The 3185-nt window shown below is 68.2% G+C and carries 4 protein-coding genes; 3 read left to right on the forward strand and 1 reads right to left on the reverse strand.

Annotation, left to right across the window (positions count from 1 at the left end; translation table 11 throughout):
- On the reverse strand, positions 1-251 hold a 251-nt coding region (locus tag Q2100_RS23425; protein ID WP_302915981.1), incomplete at its 3' end, for a DUF998 domain-containing protein.
- 81 nt (positions 252-332) lie between these two features.
- Between Q2100_RS23425 and Q2100_RS23430 the strand changes: the two genes are divergently transcribed.
- The 3 genes from Q2100_RS23430 to Q2100_RS23440 all read left to right on the forward strand — a co-directional run.
- Positions 333-1373 (forward strand): PhoH family protein, encoded by a 1041-nt coding sequence (locus tag Q2100_RS23430; RefSeq protein ID WP_264011532.1) that lies wholly within the window; start codon positions 333-335, stop codon positions 1371-1373.
- Between the two features lie 5 nt (positions 1374-1378).
- Positions 1379-1915 (forward strand): rRNA maturation RNase YbeY, encoded by a 537-nt coding sequence (ybeY, locus tag Q2100_RS23435; RefSeq protein WP_264011533.1) that lies wholly within the window; start codon positions 1379-1381, stop codon positions 1913-1915.
- 15 nt (positions 1916-1930) lie between these two features.
- On the forward strand, positions 1931-3185 hold a 1255-nt coding region (locus Q2100_RS23440; protein WP_302915982.1), incomplete at its 3' end, for a hemolysin family protein.

Genomic DNA, 3185 nt, shown 5'->3' on the forward strand with positions numbered 1-3185 from the left:
GCGGGTCGTGGCGGTCGAACGGCGCGCACCGCCAGCACGGCGCCGAGCAGGAACATCGCCCCCTGCAGGCAGAACCCGGCGTTCATCAGGACCGCCGACGGCGACTGCGGGGTGCCGAGGTCGCTGATCGCGTCGTGCGCGTAGCTGTAGCCCGGGTGGTGCGCGGCGGCGACGGCCTCGGCGAGCAGATAGCCGGCCGCGCCCGCCGTCCAGCAGGCGGCCGCGGCGATACCCGTCCTTCGTTTATGCATTGGGGTCCGTCGGTACCCGGCGGTAGACTGGGCTGTCAAGAGCGCCCGTAGAGCAACCAGGAAGCAGGCAGAAAAACCCACGTGACGCCACGCGAGACGAACGCTGGCCCGGCACCGGCCGCACCGGTGCGCAGCAGCATCGATGTTCCGCACGACCTCGTCATGGGACTGCTCGGTTCCGCCGACGAGAATCTGCGCGCACTCGAAGAACTCCTCACCGCCGACATCCATGTCCGCGGAAACGCCCTCACCATGTCCGGAGAGCCCGCCGACGTGGCCCTCGCCGAGCGGGTGATCTCCGAACTCCTGGCGATCGCGGGCAGCGGCCAACGGCTCACGCCCGACGCGATCCGGCACAGCGTGTCGATGCTCACCGGCACCGGCAACGAGTCACCCGCCGAGGTGCTGACGCTGGACATCCTGTCGCGGCGCGGCAAGACCATCCGGCCCAAGACGCTGAACCAGAAGCGCTATGTCGATGCGATCGACGCGCACACCATCGTGTTCGGGATCGGGCCCGCGGGCACCGGCAAGACCTATCTGGCGATGGCCAAGGCGGTCAACGCGCTGCAGTCCAAACAGGTCAGCCGGATCATCCTGACCCGCCCGGCCGTCGAGGCCGGTGAGCGCCTCGGATTCCTGCCGGGCACGCTGAGCGAGAAGATCGACCCGTATCTGCGGCCGCTGTACGACGCGCTGCACGACATGATGGATCCCGAGCTCATCCCGAAGCTGATGAGTGCGGGCGTGATCGAGGTCGCGCCGCTGGCATACATGCGTGGGAGAACTTTGAATGATGCATTCATCATCCTCGACGAGGCGCAGAACACCACGGCCGAGCAGATGAAGATGTTCCTGACCCGGCTGGGCTTCGGCGCCAAGATGGTCGTCACCGGGGACATCACCCAGATGGACCTGCCCGGCGGCGCCACCTCGGGTCTGCAGGCGGCCGCCCGGATCCTGAACAACATCGACGACATCCACTTCGCCGAACTCACCAGCGCCGACGTCGTGCGGCACCGATTGGTCTCCGACATCGTCGACGCCTACGCCAGATCCGAGGAGTCCGCGTTGATGAACCGGGCGGAGCGGCGCGCGTCCAGCGGCCGCTCCAGGCGGTAGCCGCCGTGAGTATCGAGGTGTCCAACGAGTCGGGCATCGACATCGCCGAAGAGGAACTGATCAGCGTCGCGAAGTTCGTCATCGGGGAGATGAAGGTGCACCCGGCGGCCGAGCTGTCGATGGTGCTGCTCGACACCTCGGCGATGGCCGACCTGCACATGCGCTGGATGGACCTGCCGGGCCCGACCGACGTGATGAGCTTCCCGATGGACGAGCTCGAACCGGGCGGCAGGCCCGACGCGCCCGATCCGGGACCCGCCATGCTCGGCGACATCGTCTTGTGTCCGGAGTTCGCCGCCAAACAGGCTGAGGCAGCGGGGCATTCGCTCGGTCACGAGCTGGCGCTACTGACCGTGCACGGCGTCCTGCACCTACTCGGGTACGACCACGCAGAACCGGACGAGGAGAAAGAGATGTTCGCCCTGCAGGGCCGACTGCTCGAGGGGTGGGTGGCCGACCAGGTCGAGGCATACCACCAGGACCGGCAGACCCAGAAGGACCGTCGGTTGATCGACGAGTCGCGATATTTCGACCATCCCTGACGGCGGCCGACACCCATGACCGGCCTACCCCAGCTGATCGGTGCCATCGTCCTGGTCGTCCTCGGCGGCGCCTTCGCCGCCATCGACGCCGCATTGAGCACGGTGTCGATGGCGCGTGTCGAAGAACTGATGCGCGACGAGCGCCCCGGCTCGGTGCGACTGGCCAAGGTGATGACGGAGCGGCCGCGCTACATCAACCTGATCGTGCTGCTGCGCATCGCCTGCGAAATCAGCGCGACCGTGCTGCTGGTCGCCTTCCTCGACGGCCATCTCGGGGTGAGCTGGGGCCTGTTCGCCGCAGCGGCCATCATGGTCGTCGTCAGCTTCGTCGCCGTTGGCGTCGGCCCGCGCACCCTCGGCAGGCAGCACGCCTACCAGATCGCCCTGTTCAGTGCGATACCGCTGCAGGCACTGTCGATCCTGCTCACCCCGATCAGCCGGTTGCTGGTGCTGATCGGCAACGCGCTGACCCCGGGCCGCGGCTTCCGCAACGGCCCGTTCGCCTCGGAGATCGAGCTGCGCGAGGTCGTCGACCTGGCCCAGCAGAGCGGCGTCGTCGCCGATGACGAGCGCCGGATGATCCAGTCGGTGTTCGAGCTCGGCGACACCGCCGCGCGCGAGGTGATGGTGCCGCGCACCGAGATGGTGTGGATCGAGCGGGACAAGTCGGCCGGCCAGGCGACGTCGCTCGCGGTGCGCAGCGGGCATTCGCGGATCCCGGTGATCGGTGAGAACGTCGACGACATCATCGGCGTCGTCTACCTCAAAGACCTTGTGCAGCAGACCTACACCTCCGTGACCGGGGGCCGCGACACGTCGGTGACCGAGGTGATGCGCCCGGCGGTGTTCGTCCCGGACTCCAAGCCGCTCGACGAGCTGCTGCGGGAGATGCAGCGCGACCGCAACCACATGGCGCTGCTGGTCGACGAGTACGGCGCCATCGCCGGACTGGTGACGATCGAGGACGTGCTCGAGGAGATCGTCGGCGAGATCGCCGACGAGTACGACACCGACGAGGTCGCACCCGTCGAAGAGCTGGGGGAGCGGCACTTCCGGGTCTCGGCACGGCTGCCGATCGAGGACCTCGGCGAGCTCTACGACATGCAGTTCGACGACGATCTCGACGTCGACACGGTCGGCGGTCTGGTGGCGTTCGAGCTCGGCCGGGTGCCGCTGCCCGGCGCCGAGGTCACGTGGGACGGCCTGCGGCTGCGGGCCGAGGGCGGGCCGGACCACCGCGGCCGGGTGCGGGTCGGCACCGTGCTGGTCA

It is taken from the genome of Mycolicibacterium arseniciresistens, assembly GCF_030519285.1.
In the GTDB taxonomy this organism is placed as follows: Bacteria; Actinomycetota; Actinomycetes; order Mycobacteriales; family Mycobacteriaceae; genus Mycobacterium; species Mycobacterium arseniciresistens.